This window comes from Flavobacterium marginilacus (assembly GCF_026870155.1).
Lineage (GTDB): Bacteria > Bacteroidota > Bacteroidia > Flavobacteriales > Flavobacteriaceae > Flavobacterium > Flavobacterium marginilacus.
Map to the genome: position 1 here is coordinate 4,094,319 of NZ_CP113975.1, position 15,580 is coordinate 4,109,898.

Sequence of the window (15,580 nt, forward strand, 5' to 3'; positions counted from 1 at the left end):
GTCTCGCGAATTTCAGTACCCTTTTTTAATCCCAAATAATCTTACTTTAATAAAATAATGCAAAAAACTGGGATATATAGCTTTATCATTAAAATTTAGAAGTATCAATCTGAATAAAAGGCCTTTACAAATTAACAAATTTAAAGCAATCGATTAACAATCAGTATTTTATAATTAAATTACTTTTAAAGTCAGCGTTAGAAACAAATTAAAAAACAAAAAGGGGAAGTAATACTAAAGAAGCCTTACTATTTGTTTTGAAACCAAATTTTCAGATATAATTTTAATTCAAAAAAAATATTATGAAAACACTCATCATTATTGCATTTATTTTTGGAATACACCTCCCCTCTTATTCACAAAATAAAACGACTGAAGATAACAATGAAGGAACAATAAATACTATAGATCTTCCCGAAGTTGTAATCAAAAGTGCTGGAAAAGATTTTTCATATTACCTCCCAGATAAAAATCCAGACCCAAGTATTAGACAGCTTCAAAGTGAATTTATTGCCTATAATTTAGGCAAAGACTTCGAAGGTTTTGACAGCTATCTTGTTATGCTGGAAGTGAAAAAAGGTATCTTGACTGCCACATATGATGGCAAAGGAAAACTCACTAGTGTTGTTGAAAAATATAATAACACCATGCTTCCCCCTCCAGTTATTTATTCCGTTTACAAAGCATATCCCGGCTGGCAGATTGTAAACGACAAATATCTCTACACTCAGCAAAACGGAGATATTACAAAAAAAGAGTACAATTTAAAACTCAAAAAAAACAATGAAGTTCTTAAATTAAAAGTACATCCTAATGGTGACATTATTGCAGATGCAGATTAAAATTTAATAGGCGGTTCTGAAATTGATTTCAAACCGCCTATTAATAATTTAAAATTTAATGAATTTTTGACAAGACCTTCGCATTACTTTTTGCGACAATAAAGGAAGTATCATAACCTCCAAACCGCTGCAAATAACTGCTTAACGAAGTTCCATAAGCATCTCTAAAACATCTTTTTCCTTTGTATCTGAAATACTTTTTTACAGAACCGACACCGGCAAGATGTGCTGCAGCCAAAATTCCTGACTCAGTAATACGAGTACCATTCAAAACGGTTCCTTCATATCTTTCAATAACATTTCTGAGTTCCCATTTGTTTTTGGACAGCAATGCTATAAAAGCTTTTTCCTGCATTTTTGGGCTATTAATGAAAGCTGCGCTATCGTGGATACCGATAGTTTTTAAAGTTTCAATACCAAATTGGTATTTTCCTAAATAACCTAGAGAATTAATTTTTTTGTATTTACCTTGCGACTCTTTGAAGGCGATTGCTTCTTTATAGCCAATAAAGAAAGTTCCAGTATAGGGAATTTCAGAATTGGTATAATCTGTCACATTTAATGATGGTAGCAAGTAGGATGTATCATCTGATTCGTTAATTAGAAACCATGGGGTAGATTCTAATTTGGATGGTTTAAAACCTAAGCTTAAAAAAGCCACTACAACAATTAAAGTTGTGTAAAAATACCATTTTTTTATCATAAAGTAGTTTTCTTCAAAACCTGTCACGTTATTGAAATTTCTATGCCCAAAGATACGACTTAAAAAAATAAAGCTGAAAATCAACCCTTTAAACTTATCAACTGCTCTTGCAAAAACCCCGTAAGTAACTAGGTCTGCGGACGTTCTGCTGTTAACAAAATTTCAAAAAAAGTATTAAAACAACAAAAAATCAGTCAAATTAAATAAGTTTATTCTTATTTATAAAAAGTAAAAACGTCGTGAAAACGAAAAATTAGACACAAAATAGTACTAAATTCTCATTTTACGATATCGTTTTAGCTAAAAAAGAAAGAATTTTCAATCAATAAATCTATTCAAGAGCATGACTGCAAAGGGCTAAGCTGTCCACATAAACAAAAATTACAGCACGAAAAAGATCTTTTTTTCTAAATCAGAAAATGAAGTTTTCATACAATCAGTTACATATTCACAACTGCTTTTTTGATAAAATAAATTTCGCAAAAGAGAGAATTTGAAGACAAAAAAAAACTTCAAAATCGTCTTTCAACAATTTTAAAGCTTTTTTTAAAATTTAAGTTATAATAAATCTAGCGCTGTACGCCCTGACTATTAATCCATTTTGAATATTTTTCAGCATTTTTATTATGCTCCGCCAAAGTCGCAGCAAATTCATGATACCCAAAACGGTCAACGCTGGCGCAGAAATAGATATAATTGTTTTTTTCAGGGTTTAAAACTGCTTCAAGTGCCGTAATATCAGGCATAGCAATTGGCCCTGGTGGCAGACCGATATTCACATATGTGTTGTAAGGATGCTTCATAATTAAATCATTATAAAAAACTCTTTTTATTACTTGATTAAAATCATTTGACCTCTTTTTCATTGCAAAAATCACGGTTGGATCAGCCTGCAAAGGCATTCCCAGTTTCAATCGGTTCAGATAAACTCCTGCAATTCTAGGACGTTCATCTTTTTTTACCGATTCCTTATGCACTATCGAAGCCAATATTGTTGCCTGAATTGGAGTAAGTCCTTGAGCTTCGGCTTTGGCGGTACGTTCTTTGTTCCAAAACTTATTATATTCCTTAATCATTTTATCGCGAAACTTCACTGCCGGAGTATTCCAATAAAATTCGTAGGTATTTGGTATAAACATGACAAAAACGTTCTCTTCATTAAAACCGTTTTCTTTCAAAAAAATGGAGTCTTTGAACGTATTCAGCAATTCCAGGCTGTCTGGTTCTAATTGAGAGCCTACGCGTCCTGCCAGATCTTCCAATCGTTCCTGATTGTTGAAAGCCAGATTTACCGGATCGTTATGTCTCATCGCTTTGACCAAATCGTAGCTGCTCATTCCTTTTTTGAATAAAAAACGTCCTGGTTTTACATTCTCTGGATAACTTGCCTTATTGGCTACCATTTCAAAACGGTCAATATTTTTCACATAAGGGCTGATAATTTTCTTTACCTGTTCATAATCCGAATCCGTGGGTACATATACATATACCTCATTTTCTTCAAATTTTGTGTTGCCACTAAATACCTGATACATTAAAAAGGCTCCATAAACGATTAAGCCTGAAATTATTACAACTGCAGCTAGTGATATTATCTTTTTTTGATTCAAAATTAAAAAATTAAAAATTACTGAGACAGTTCGCTGTCACCCGCCTGATTATTGATTAGCTGAAAAATGGCTTCATCCTTGTAAACTCCATTTACCAGAGTCCAATCTTTCTTTACACCGATTTTTTGAAAACCAAATTTAGTAAAAAGTGCAATACTAGCTTCATTTTCGCACCCAATATTTGCATATAACTGATGCAGATTAAGATTATAAAAAGAGTAATGAATAAGCAGATCCAAAGCTTCCGAGCCAATGTTCTGATTTCGGTTTGCATTGTCCTGAATTACAATCCCTACACCTGCTCTGTTATTTTTTGGATCAAAATCAAATAGATCGATTAATCCCAAAGCTGGAAAATCTTCATCCTGACATATTGCCAATCTTAACTGTTTGGCTTCATAAATATCCTGATGTGCATTTTCCAGATACTGTTTTACCAAAAAACGGCTGTAGGGTGTATGAGTATTACTCACTTCCCAGATACTCTGATCGTTTTCTATCGCATAAATAAACTCCAGATCACTGGGTTCAAGTGCTCGGATGTAAATAGTGTCGCCTTTTAATGTTTTCATTTATATACGATTTACGAAGTTGGATATACGATATGGAATTTACGAATTAAGAGATACTATTTACGAGATAGGATTTATAAGTTATGAAATTTACATATAAATACAATTTCGAAACTTCCAAATAGATATTAAAATTTCAGAAATAAAGTTCTCAGTTGGAAACCGTATATCCCACCTCGTATATCGTATATCTAAATTCTTATATCTATACTTCCTTTAAACACAAATTCTGCAGGTCCTTTTAAGAAAACATTGGTAAACCCATTTTGATTTTTATCAAATGAAACAACCAGTTTTCCCCCTTCAACATTTACATTTATTGAAGTAGCATTGGTTTGTCCTGTGGCATTCATCGCAATGGCAACAGCTGTAGCACCTGTTCCGCAGGCTAACGTTTCGTCTTCAACGCCTCTTTCATAAGTACGCAGCCTGAAAGTGGTATCATCTATTTTTTTTACAAAATTGATATTGCTGCCTGCTTTGCCGTACAATTCGCCATAACGGATTGCTGCCCCATTATCTTTTACATTATAATGTTCCAAGTCTTCAACCATCTGCACATGATGCGGAGAACCGGTGTTCAGGAACGAATAATCGGCTTTGATATCAATTGCAGGAACATCAATCATCTGCAGCGAAACCAGTTTATCTTCAAATGAAGCATGATGCATGCCGTCTGTCGCAATAAAAGTAGTTTCGTTTTCAATCACGTGCATATCTTTAGCGAAAGCGACCAAACAGCGTCCGCCATTCCCGCACATTGAACTTTGATTCCCATCTGAATTGTAATACACCATTTTAAAATCAGTTTCGGAATCATTTTCAAGCAGAATAAGTCCGTCCCCTCCTATTCCAAATCGTCTGTCACACAGATGAGCTACCAATTGTGTATTGTCTTTTGGAAAAAAACCGGAACGATTGTCAATCATAACAAAATCGTTTCCAGCACCTTGATATTTATAGAATTCTAATTGCATTTTATTTCAATTTTAGTCTCACAAAAGTACAAACTATTAATGAATTGTTAATCATTGTTAAAGAGCGTTAAACCATATTGTGCGAAAAAAAAATTGCCATAAATTCGTAATTAAATAACTAATAAAACATAAAGCAAAATGAAACAAATTTCTAATTTATTCCTAGTATCCTTGTTGAGTGGCGCAACAACCCTTGGCGCTTATAAATTATTATTTGACAACAATGGTTATTTTTCTTCAAACAAAAACGGGATTACGACAACTGCCCCTGAATTCTATGCAAGACAGACTAGTTTAGGTGCAGAAAATGTAGATTTTACAGTTGCTGCTGATAAAGCCATTCACACCGTAGTACACGTAAAAAATGTTTCAGTAAGAACTGTTTCCAATCCTATAATGGAATATTTTTACGGTTACGGCGGACAGCAGCAGCAGGAGCAGGTTGGAACCGGATCTGGAGTTATTATTTCTGAGGACGGCTATATCGTAACCAACAATCACGTTGTGAAAGACGCTTCGGATATTGAAATCACGCTGAACAACAAGAAAACATACAAAGCAAAACTCATTGGAACCGATTCTAAAATGGACATTGCACTGTTAAAAATCGATGCCGATGAAAAACTGCCGTATTCCACATTTGCTAATTCCGATTCGGTTAAAGTGGGCGAATGGGTATTGGCTGTTGGTAATCCGTACAACTTGACCTCAACTGTTACTGCTGGAATTGTTTCGGCCAAGGCTAGAAATCTGGACACTAGAGGCATTCAGTCTTTCATTCAGACTGATGCTGCCGTTAACCCTGGAAACAGCGGTGGCGCATTGGTAAATACCCGTGGGGAATTAATTGGAATCAACACGATGATTTCGTCAATGACGGGTTCGTATGTAGGTTACTCTTTTGCCATTCCTTCTAATAATGCACGAAAAATTATCGAAGATATTATGGAGTTTGGAAATGTACAAAGGGGAATTCTTGGTGTAGAAGGCGGAGAACTGAATGGAACGGTTTCTCAAGAATTAGGCGTTACGCAAACACAAGGTTTTTACATTAACAGAGTATCTAAAAATTCGGGAGCTGAGAAAGCTAATTTACAAAAAGGTGATATTATTATCAAACTGGATAATCAGGACATTGCTACTTATGCAGACCTTTCCGGTTATGTAAACACCAAAAGACCAAATGACAAAGTGCAGGTAACTATTATCCGAAACGGAAAAAATATGGTTGTACCAGTTGTTTTGAGCAAAAACGAAAACTTCAATACTGAATTTAAAGGAATCGAACTCGAGAATATCAATGCTGACGACAAAAAAAGGTTCAAACTGAATTATGGTGTAAAAATTAAAGACATCACCAATGAAAATTTGGAACAATACAGCGAAGAACTTGTCGGAAACATCATCTTGAGCATTAACAACGTTAAAGCGACCAACGTGGAAACTGTTTCTAAAATTTTGAACAATAAGGACGAAAAACAAAGCATCCGCATTGAAATGATAAATAAAAATGGTGAGATCATGAGAATCATCATCTAAAAAGTTAAAACACTAAATCTAAAGGCCGGCCTGCAATTACATGCCGGCTTTTTAATCAAAAATAATTAATATCCTAAATCTATTTTGAAATAGGCATTAATTGAATTATATTTGATATAAAATTCAACAACTATGGCAACTTCTTCAATATCTGAAATTCATTTATTTAACGCTTTGAAAAGCAAACTTGGCGAAAAAGAAGCTGAAGAACTTGTATTGTTCGTAAAAACTTCAATCAAAGAAAATATTGAAAGTGAAATTTCAAACATTGCATCAAAAAAAGATTTAGCTGAAACAAAGGTTGACATTATAAAATGGGTAGTTGGAATCTTTTTCGCACTTGCATTAATGATAATAGGACTTTATCTCAAATAAACTTTTCAGAATCAATCTCAAAACAACAATATGCCAGCCTGCATTTGCATGCTGGCTTTTTTATTTGAAAAAATCAATAAAAAAAGTTACGAAATCGATTGAAATAAGTATTTTTGCACCAAATTTTAAAAATTTACAACAATTATCATTGTTTTTATTATTAAAAATCAATTCAGCAAATACAAATTTTTCAATATGACTAACATGGATTTATACGAAAAAGAGGTTTTGTTACAAGCCGACAGAAGACGTTCAGGAATAGAATTAATTAAAATCATCAGCGATTTATGGTATGAAAAATCCATAGAACTGGTTTTGTTCCGCAATGAGTTAATAGACCGAAATGTAAGCGAGATTATCAACCTGCATGAATACGCAGCTAAATTTGTAGGCAAACCCATTTCAGTTTCCGATTCTGTAGAAATCGCTAATGTAATTTTGACTTTAGATTTACCCCCGTCCAAATTAGACATTGGTAAACTGACTTACGAATACCGGCTAGAAGACGAAAAATACCCAGATGTCAGACATTTTGTTTTACATAAATTAAAAAAGGCAAAATCATCCAAAGAAATAAAACCAAAAGATGTTGTCCTTTATGGTTTTGGCCGTATCGGACGATTATTAGCGCGGGAACTCATGTCCCGAACTGGCAAAGGACAGCAGTTGCGCCTGAGAGCCATTGTAACCAGAGACAAAAACGATGCAAACAGTTTAGAGAAAAGAGCTTCGCTATTGCGTTACGACTCCATTCACGGCGATTTTCAAGGATCGGTTATTGCCGATGCAGCCAACAATGCCCTGATCATCAACGGCACAACCGTTCATGTCATTACCGCAAACACTCCCGAAGAAATTGACTATACCCACTACGGAATTGACAAAGCCCTTGTCATTGATAACACAGGTGCTTTCACAACCAAAGAAGCTCTGAGCCGTCACCTGGCTTCCAAAGGAGTTGCCAAAGTATTGCTTACTGCTCCTGGAAAAGGAATCCCAAACATCGTTCACGGTGTCAATCAAAACGAATACAATCCAGATGAAATCGACATTTTCTCTGCTGCTTCCTGCACGACCAATGCCATTACTCCAATTCTAAAAGCAATTGAAGATACTCTGGGCGTTGCAAAAGGACACTTAGAAACGATTCACGCCTACACAAACGACCAGAATCTTGTCGATAACATGCACAACAAATACCGCCGTGGCAGAGCGGCCGCACTAAACATGGTTATTACCGAAACAGGTGCCGGTTCCGCTGTTGCCAAAGCCTTACCATCATTGGAAGGTAAACTAACCTCAAACGCGATACGTGTTCCGGTTCCGAACGGTTCTTTGGTGGTGCTGAATCTGGAAGTAAACACCGAAACCTCGGTAGAAGCCATCAACGCCATCATGAAAAAATACGCCCTAGAAGGCGAATTGGTAGAGCAGATCAAATATTCGCTGAATAACGAATTAGTGTCTTCGGATATAGTGGGAACCTCAGCACCATCTATCTACGACAGCAGCGCCACCATCGTTTCCAAAGACGGAAAAAACATAGTTCTTTATATTTGGTATGACAACGAATACGGCTACAGCCATCAGGTCATCCGGCTTGCTAAATACATTGCCAAAGTAAGACGATTCACTTATTACTAGCCAAACCAATTGCAGGCTGGAAAGTGCTCTTTTAGTTTTAATTTTAGTTTTTTAGATAATAAAATCATCCCAGCCTGTGTGCTATCGAAATCCGTCTCGTTCCAGTAACTTGACGGATTTTTTTACTTTCTAAAACCTGAATTCTTTACTCTAAAATCTGCAGTATACAATTACTTTGGGCGTGACACGGTAGGAACTTTAAAATAAAAAGTAACTTATTAATAAAAACCTTTTATTCATTGCTTAACTATTTTTATTATTTTCACAAAATATAATACGCTATTGTAGTTGCGTCAAGCTGCTTATTTTTGGGCAGTTATATGTAACTGTATAGCGTATATTTAAAAGTTGGCAGCAAGTGTTCGACCCTATAATAACTGAACGTTATGACTAATAAAGAACTAAATCAGAAAGTCGCGAAGGCGACTGATGTCGAATGGCACAAAAATGTAGAAGAAACTTTTAATTTTTCACCTATAGAAATAGTTCAAACTATCAAAGGTGTTAGTGCAATTTATCAGTACGTAAATCAACAAATAAAAGGTTGGGAAAAATTTGGTGAACCTCTGCCTGACGAATTTATTGCTAGTAAAAATTATTTTATAAATATTCAAACTCAAATAATTCAGTTCGTAAATAATTATAGCGAATCTGAAGTCACAAATTTGCAACATTATTGGACTTCAGTAAGAGAACAAGTTAATGCAATAAATAGAAAACCTTTGCCTTATAATTCCGCACAGACTGAATTTCTAATTAATCTTTACCGAGAATCACCAACTTATTTTCTTGGTGCATACAACACCCTAGTTGGTAAAAACTACAATGTTAATACAAGAGAGTTATTATACGGTGCAATTTTAGCTTATGAATTCACATTACAAGACAGAACAGGAATTGCTAATAGAAAAAATGCCGAACAAAAGTCAATCTCAAAACTAAAAAGTGATTTTCAAAAATATATTTCAGAATCTGGAAAAGAAGTAATCGAGCATATAAAAAATACTAATGATAAATATGACGAGTATGCCGCACAAATTGACGAATTAAAAACAGAAAAGGAAACGTTATTTGACGAATGGTTTGAAAACACAAAAAATGAAGAATGGAAAAAATGGTATGATGAAAAATTAGAGAAACTTCAAAAATTAGAAGAAACCTATGAAACTAAATTAAAGCTTGAGAAACCGGCAAAGTATTGGCAAAAAAAATCAACGCTTTATTATGGTCAAGGCGAAAAGGCTAAAGACCTTTTGATTAAAATAGTTGTTGCAGCTTCAGTTTTTTTAGCCTTAATATTAATTATTTCACCTGATTGGATTTTTATGCACGTCTTTAATGGAAACTCAACTGCAATTATAAGATGGTCATTAGTGTTTATAACACTATTAACATTAATTGCATTTACTATTAAAGCTGTAGCAAAATATATGTTCAGTTCATATCATTTAGCACGAGATGCAGAAGAGAGACACACTTTAACCTTTTTCTATCTTGCATTATTGAGAGATACAGAAGTTAAAGATGAAGATAGAAAACTAATTCTGCAATCACTATTTAGCAGAGTTGAAACTGGCTTATTAAAAGAAGATTCATCTCCAACAATGCCAAATGATATAGTTAGTAAATTTCTATCTAAATAAAAACACCAGCTGCCAATCGAGTAGACGGCTCCGCCCCAAACGGAACGGAGTGCGCCTCTCACACCACCGAGCGTACGGATCACGTACTCGGCGGTTCGCAAATCATCATCCAAAAGCTCTTTACACCTTTTGGGCTATCCATAATTTACTTTAAGATTAGGCTAAGTAAACTTTCATAATCGAATTTCTTGGAGATTTGCGTTCAGTCCTTCCTTGTTTGTGAGTCCTGTGCGGTATCTATTCGCAACTCGTTGCCCCAAGTACTATGACCTCTGCTGACTTCTCTTTCTAATGTTCTCGACATTTAAGAGACCTCCCCTGGTAAGAGCTTTTTCCTTCATCCAATTCCTGCGCCATCTACAAATCAACGATTTTGGTAATCTTCGGACGTTGCGTTGGTGTGGACGCTTATCCTCGCTGACTTGCCTCCTATGACGTTTCTGTTCGTCAGTACCGGATTTTGCCGTTTCGCTTCCTTCACTGCATACCTCACGGTAAACCAGCTTGCGACGTACTAATGGTTCGGGTTTTCAATCCGCCCATAAGGGACTTGCACCCTCTGGAAAAATAACACGCTGTAAGATTTGTTTTCTAATTGGAAATTTGTATTTTTCAATTTTTATCAAAGCTTACAGCGTGTGTCCTGCTCATGCAGGGCACACACACTTGCTACAATAGATTTGGGCATTTGGCTTAATTTAAAAATGGTCTTGTATTTGGGAAGTTTTGGCAAATCCGAAAATAAGGCTTAATTTAACCCCAAACCTCTTGTTGCAAGGGAACGTTATGCGTCAGCTTAAAAGACCGACAACTATGAAATTTAACGAATCATCGTATTTGACCTTTTTAATCGCATTTGTTTTGACAGCTAGCTCAAACTGCAACGGACAAAAAACTGTTAGTGCCATAGCTCAATATGCAGACAGTCTGCAAACAAATTTAAACATTGACAACCAAGTTAAAAAGGTAATAAAACTTGGTAATGATTTTGAAATTAAAGTTGGGAAGAAAGAAAATTTTGAAGGGGTTGAAACCTACACACTATTTTTCTTGACACATAAAAACAAACTACTTTTTCTTGACACATCATTAACGGAATATGAGTTTGAGGACAAGCTATATCCAATCATTAGACAACTTGACAAAGAAACCTTTGAAATATTAGTAGAAGTAAATGAACGACCAAATAAAAATTCCTTAAAATATTTTAAAGTGTATCGAGACAAAATAATTAGCACAGAAAAATTGCCGACATTTATTTCAAAAGCATCAAATCTTGACAAAGACGACAATTTGGAATTTGCTGGTTTTTGGGATTGGGGTGAAACTTGGGGCGACAAAGGCTCGTTGACAGCATACAACCCAATACTTTACTATGAATTACGCCCAAACGGAATAACTTTGGACAGCACTTTGACAGTAAACAAAAACAAAGAAATTTATGGTGATTTTTATGGGTTCAAATACAATGAAAAAGTAGAAATCAAAACAAATGAAACAAAAAAACGTGAAAACGAAATTGACAGAATAAATGGGACAAAATAAAAGCCGAACGCATAACAGCTACTACAACGGATTTGGGCAATCGGCTTAATGTTTATAATGGTCTTGCAGTTGGGAAGTTTAGGCAAATCCGAAAATAAGGCTTAATTTAACCCCAAACCTCTTGTAGCAAGGGAACGTTAGCGGTTATTTTAGAAAAAAATCAGAAATGAATATTTACTAAATTAAGTAAAATGAAATACAAAATTACTCAGATTTTTCTAATCATTAATATTTGCCTTTTTCTAATATTTTTAATAGACTTAGTTGTTTTTTTCTTAACAGATAAATCCTTAAATGGTTATTTAACTGAAAGGTATATTTATTTTATTTCGTTGACACTTTCAATAATTTTTACCAAACTGAAAAAGAAATACAATTCAATAATTTTATTATTATTACTTATTTCGCCACTAATTTATATACTTAAAAGCGGTAAAATTGGAACAAGTGATGAAATCAAACTTAATGAAAAATATAGTTTGAGAGAAAGTATAAGTTTAGAAACTATGCCTGCAATAAGTCTGTATGAAAATGGAAAAATTCTTGAAAAAGAAATTTCAAGATGGAATTCAAGAATCAGAATAAATAATACAGAATACAAAATTGCCGAGATTGATAGCGCTAAAATTATAGGTAGGATTAAAAGTAAAATACAAATAAAATTTTACAAAAATAATGTTATGGAAATAAACGAATTCGAAATCAAAAAAAAACAACCGCTAACCGCTAGTAAGCAATAGTCGGGAATTAGGCTTAATTTAAAAATGGTCTTGTATTTGGAAGTTTTGGCAAATCCGAAAATAAGGCTTAATTTAACCCCAAACCTCTTGTAGCAAGGGAACGTTAGGCAACATAATAACAAAAATCTACTAAAAATAATGAATACATTTCAATTACCAGAAGTTTGGATTTCATCAATTGAACATCTAGACAAAATGACTAAAATAAATTCTGAAAATAAATGGTGGAAACAAATTTTCGGTATTCAAAAAATTGATCCCAACTTTCCCCAAATTAAAACTTCTGGGTTTAGTTTTCCTGTAGCATATTTTTCAAAAGGACAAGTTAAAGTTATTCCAGAAAAATTAGAATACAGTGCGGAAATATTTGAAACGAAATCAAATATAAACTATAAAAATATACAGGACAATTTAAATTTTGATTTAAAATTAGATCAAATCGATGAAATATCAATTTACAAATATCCAAAACCATATCTTGAAAAATTCAATTATCCATGGGTAAGTTTAAAAATGAAAAATGGAAAAACAATTTTAATTTGTAGTGCCATGAAAATTGGACAAATTGAAAATGGGCTTAAAGAAACTGCAACGTTATATCATTACATACAAAATTACGTCGCCTAACACTTGCTACAAGAGATTTGAACAATTGGCATAATTTCAAAATGGTCTTGTATCTAATGATTTGGCAAATCCGAAAATAAGGCTTAATTTAACCCAAAACACGCTGTAATACCAGAACGTTAGCGGTCAGGCTAAGCAGAAGCAGGAAAATTCATGAATCTAACACAATTTTTAAGATAAAAATGATATCAGATAAAAATTTAGCTCGTATAGCAGGCTTATGCTATTTAATTGTAATTGCAACAGGATTATTCTCCGAAGTGTTTGTAAGGCAAGCGTTAAAAGTTCCGAATGATGCTTTGGCTACTGCTCAAAACATTCAGACTCACGAAATGCTATTTCGTTGGGGTTTCGCAGCAGACATTGTCAACTTTGCAGTCGGTTTACCAACCATATTAATCATTTATTATTTTTTCAAACGTGTAAATAAATTATTGGTACAAATTGCATTGGCTTTTGTAATTATCCAAACTGCAATTATTGCTGTTAATCTTCTCAATCAAATTTCTCCGCTTTTAATTTTAAGTAACGAAACTTATCTTAACACGTTCCATCCTAATCAGCTAGCCACACTTTCTTTGTTATCTTTAAATATTCAAGCACAAGGTTACGGAATTGGATTAGTGTTTTTTGGCTTTTACTGTTTAATAATCGGTTTTTTAATTTTCAAATCAAATTTACTGCCCAAAATATTGGGAGTGCTTTATGCAATAGCTGGTTTGTGTTACTTAATTAATAGTTTCACAATGTTTCTTTCCAAAGGATTTGAAAATCCAATGTTTGTATATCTTGCCATACCAATTTTTATTGGCGAATTGTCATTGTGTTTGTGGCTGCTAATAAAAGGTATAGACACTTCAAAGTATAAACAATCGAATGAAAATTAAACTAGAAAAATAGACCCCATAAAGAAGCCTGAACTGCTAACAGCCTTTGCGCTATTGCTAATTTTGTGCAAGCCGTACACGTTTATCTTTCGCAAGAAAACTTATCTTAGCAGAAAATACGCAGTTCCGAAGCTCGCAACTGACGAGAAGCTGCGAGGCATCAGGCTGTGAAAAAACTAAGTCAAAAAGAGAAACTATTCGGATACCTGTCGGAAAAAAAATTCACACAGACAATTCTAAAAACCTCTTTTTGAGTTTATTCACAGACTGACGTTACAGGTAATGCATCCGTAGGACATAAGAAAATAAACGAAATATTTCAACCAAAAATTTATGGATAATAATCTAGACGATTGGGATAAAAAACGGAAAGGTTACTTATCAGTAGCTATAATTTGTTTCATTATTGGAGCGTATTTATTCATTAGAGTTCACAGTGGCAGTTACGTAATTAAATCATCAGACCTTAAAACTATTGAGAACTTAATAGCTTCCAACAAACCCAAATTTAAAGAAATTACTGGGAAACACGGTAGAAAATGGATCGAATTTAAATGTATTGAAAACAAATCTACTTTCAAAATTGCTGATTTTGATTATAGATGTGTCAACGATTATGAAGTAATAAATGAAATAAATGTTGGTGATACAATTTCAATTCAGATTTTAAAAGATGATATAAAAAAAATTGACACTGAAACAACTTGTGAAATTCATTCGCTTGTGAAAAATAAAAAAGAATATATAGACATTGAATGCAGAAACAATAAGGAAAATAAAGATTCAGAGAACGTATATATAATCTTATTTTCAGTGACTATAATGACTGGTGGAGTATATTGTTTCACCAAAAAACCGAAGTTTTTCGATGAAGTTGATCCACGTGTTCCAATTTGGATTATAATAATAGTACTATTTTTTGTTCTACATTAAATTACACAAAATAAGCACTACCTGTAACACGTGTCTATTGTACAACTCAAAAACAAGTAATATTGGTCAAGAAACGCAAAACGCATAAACCATACTTAATTGATTTATGATATATTGCGAATTTGATATTTGTAAAAAGTAATCTAAATTAAACTAATAGTTAGTTGTGCAACAGCTACATAGGTTTCGCACAATTGCTAATTTTGTGCAAGCCGTACACGTTTATCTTTCGCAAGAAAACTTATCTTAGCAGAAAATTAGCAGTTCCGAAGCTCGCAACTGACGAGAAGCAGCGAGGCCTCATGCTGTGAAAAAACTAAGTCAAAAAGAGAAACTATTCGGATACCTGTCGGAAAAAAAATTCACACAGCCGATTCTCAGAGACTCTTTTTGAATTTATTCACAGACTGACGTTATGCATAACCCCGTAAGCTAACGGCGGAAAAGCGAAAAAATGAAAGGAATTAATAAGAAAAAAAGTTTTGCAAACATTTGATTTATTGAACATTAATAAAACGTTAGTTAGAATTAGAAAAAACGCAAACGATGATAAACATAGAAATAAAAGAAAGCATTATTACAAAATTCAATGAGAGTCAAAAAGTACTTCCCATTGAATACCTTAAAAGAAATCATATCCAATACGAATATGTTAGTTATCAATCATTTATTTTTTCACTTTTTATCGGTGAAGTTTATCGAAGCAGCGCACAGTTCATTTTTAGAGCTTTCGAAGCTTTAGATAGAACTGGAGAAGAAAATTTTGATCCAATATTTATCAAAAAAAGTAAATCATTTATTAGAAAAGTTGCACAAACTTTAATAGATGAAAATTTAGTTGAAAATGACATAAAAGAAAAACTAATGTTATAAACTAACTGTTCCTAAGAACCGTTCCTACATGAGATTTGAGTAAAACGCTGAATTTAAAGATAGTTTTGTA

At 33.6% G+C, this 15,580-nt stretch carries 15 protein-coding genes; 11 read left to right on the plus strand and 4 right to left on the minus strand.

Annotated elements, in window-relative coordinates; translation table 11 throughout:
- Positions 1-302 precede the first annotated feature (302 nt).
- Positions 303-842, plus strand: a complete 540-nt coding sequence (locus OZP07_RS16945) for a hypothetical protein (RefSeq protein ID WP_281636036.1) — start codon at positions 303-305, stop codon at positions 840-842.
- 55 nt (positions 843-897) lie between these two features.
- Here the strand turns inward: OZP07_RS16945 and OZP07_RS16950 are convergent, their stop codons facing one another.
- From OZP07_RS16950 to dapF, 4 genes are all read right to left on the minus strand, one after another.
- Positions 898-1,545, minus strand: coding sequence for a peptidoglycan-binding protein LysM (locus OZP07_RS16950; RefSeq protein WP_194640800.1), 648 nt, complete (start codon positions 1,543-1,545; stop codon positions 898-900).
- A gap of 569 nt (positions 1,546-2,114) precedes the next feature.
- The gene (mltG, locus tag OZP07_RS16955; protein WP_281636037.1) at positions 2,115-3,155 is read right to left on the minus strand and encodes an endolytic transglycosylase MltG; all 1,041 of its coding nucleotides are present in this window, start codon (positions 3,153-3,155) and stop codon (positions 2,115-2,117) included.
- Between the two features lie 17 nt (positions 3,156-3,172).
- Entirely contained in the window at positions 3,173-3,727 is a 555-nt protein-coding gene (locus OZP07_RS16960; protein ID WP_281636038.1) for a GNAT family N-acetyltransferase, read from the minus strand.
- A gap of 191 nt (positions 3,728-3,918) precedes the next feature.
- Entirely contained in the window at positions 3,919-4,704 is a 786-nt protein-coding gene (gene dapF / locus OZP07_RS16965) for a diaminopimelate epimerase (RefSeq protein ID WP_281636039.1), read from the minus strand.
- Positions 4,705-4,842: 138 nt separating this feature from the next.
- On the opposite strand from dapF, the gene OZP07_RS16970 reads away from it, so the two are divergent.
- The 10 genes from OZP07_RS16970 to OZP07_RS17015 all read left to right on the plus strand — a co-directional run bounded on the left by OZP07_RS16970 (position 4,843) and on the right by OZP07_RS17015 (position 15,510).
- On the plus strand, positions 4,843-6,243 hold the full coding sequence (locus OZP07_RS16970; RefSeq protein WP_194640796.1) for a trypsin-like peptidase domain-containing protein: 1,401 nt from the start codon (positions 4,843-4,845) through the stop codon (positions 6,241-6,243).
- A gap of 132 nt (positions 6,244-6,375) precedes the next feature.
- Complete coding sequence (locus OZP07_RS16975) at positions 6,376-6,618, plus strand: hypothetical protein (protein ID WP_194640904.1); 243 nt, start codon at positions 6,376-6,378, stop codon at positions 6,616-6,618.
- Positions 6,619-6,813: 195 nt separating this feature from the next.
- Positions 6,814-8,262 (plus strand): glyceraldehyde-3-phosphate dehydrogenase, encoded by a 1,449-nt coding sequence (locus OZP07_RS16980; RefSeq protein ID WP_281636040.1) that lies wholly within the window; start codon positions 6,814-6,816, stop codon positions 8,260-8,262.
- Positions 8,263-8,648: 386 nt separating this feature from the next.
- Complete coding sequence (locus OZP07_RS16985) at positions 8,649-9,905, plus strand: DUF6161 domain-containing protein (RefSeq protein WP_281636041.1); 1,257 nt, start codon at positions 8,649-8,651, stop codon at positions 9,903-9,905.
- A gap of 813 nt (positions 9,906-10,718) precedes the next feature.
- Positions 10,719-11,450 (plus strand): hypothetical protein, encoded by a 732-nt coding sequence (locus OZP07_RS16990; RefSeq protein WP_281636042.1) that lies wholly within the window; start codon positions 10,719-10,721, stop codon positions 11,448-11,450.
- 191 nt (positions 11,451-11,641) lie between these two features.
- Positions 11,642-12,190 carry a hypothetical protein gene (locus tag OZP07_RS16995; RefSeq protein ID WP_281636043.1) on the plus strand — a complete coding sequence of 183 codons (549 nt, stop codon included), beginning with the start codon at positions 11,642-11,644 and terminating at the stop codon, positions 12,188-12,190.
- 138 nt (positions 12,191-12,328) lie between these two features.
- On the plus strand, positions 12,329-12,817 hold the full coding sequence (locus OZP07_RS17000) for a hypothetical protein (RefSeq protein ID WP_281636044.1): 489 nt from the start codon (positions 12,329-12,331) through the stop codon (positions 12,815-12,817).
- A gap of 182 nt (positions 12,818-12,999) precedes the next feature.
- Positions 13,000-13,704 carry a DUF4386 domain-containing protein gene (locus OZP07_RS17005; RefSeq protein WP_281636045.1) on the plus strand — a complete coding sequence of 235 codons (705 nt, stop codon included), beginning with the start codon at positions 13,000-13,002 and terminating at the stop codon, positions 13,702-13,704.
- Positions 13,705-14,037: 333 nt separating this feature from the next.
- Positions 14,038-14,637: a hypothetical protein gene (locus OZP07_RS17010; RefSeq protein WP_281636046.1), complete on the plus strand. Its 600-nt coding sequence runs from the start codon at positions 14,038-14,040 to the stop codon at positions 14,635-14,637.
- 546 nt (positions 14,638-15,183) lie between these two features.
- Positions 15,184-15,510 (plus strand): hypothetical protein, encoded by a 327-nt coding sequence (locus OZP07_RS17015; RefSeq protein WP_281636047.1) that lies wholly within the window; start codon positions 15,184-15,186, stop codon positions 15,508-15,510.
- Positions 15,511-15,580 lie beyond the last annotated feature (70 nt).